Here is a 652-nt window from a genome sequence, read left to right on the forward strand (position 1 = left end):
TCTACACTCCGATATCTGGCATTGCGCCAAATTTTTCTGCAATAATATTGGCTTTTTTTACATCTTGGCTACTTAACCAAACCCTTGCCGCACCGACACCAAACCCACCGCCGACGAAACCTGCTTTCATAAACGCTTCCGCAAGTTTGGAGCAAATAATCCTGTCATATGCTCTGAGGTACACTCCCAGGCCAGTAGCTTGTTTTTGACTTCCTAAGTGGACTTTATCGGCTAAGGCACACCAAATATTTTCACTGACCACACCTTTAGAGTAACTATATCTATTTTTTGATAGGTCTATTTCAGGCCTTACATCCAACTTACCAGCATTAGTTTTCAGGCCTCCCAAAATTTCAACCTCACAGTAACGTAAAATATCAATAACCTCGGGAAGAGCAGCCCATATTCTAGTTGTAGATTTCACACCTTCGATTCCAAAGGTAAAACTTTGAGCACGCTTTGGGTCGATGGACTTTACTTTGATATTTAAAATTGCAGCAGTAGTTTTATGGAGGTTCTTTAAACCTATTATGACTTTTTCTGTATCAGGGAGTAGTACTTTGTTTTTATATCCAGCAACAATTGGCCCATCGCTACTAAACGTAAATTCTTCCCAATTGTTATCCAAAGGAAAGTTTTGATTCATTAAGTA

The 652-nt window shown here is 39.4% G+C and carries 1 protein-coding gene; it reads right to left on the minus strand.

The features are described 5' to 3' along the window. Position 1 precedes the first annotated feature (1 nt). The coding region (locus tag IQR33_RS20610) for a hypothetical protein (RefSeq protein WP_193843998.1) at positions 2 to 652 on the minus strand (651 nt) is incomplete at its 5' end.

It is taken from the genome of Vibrio sp. OPT46, from assembly GCF_015163535.1.
Lineage (GTDB): Bacteria > Pseudomonadota > Gammaproteobacteria > Enterobacterales > Vibrionaceae > Vibrio > Vibrio alginolyticus.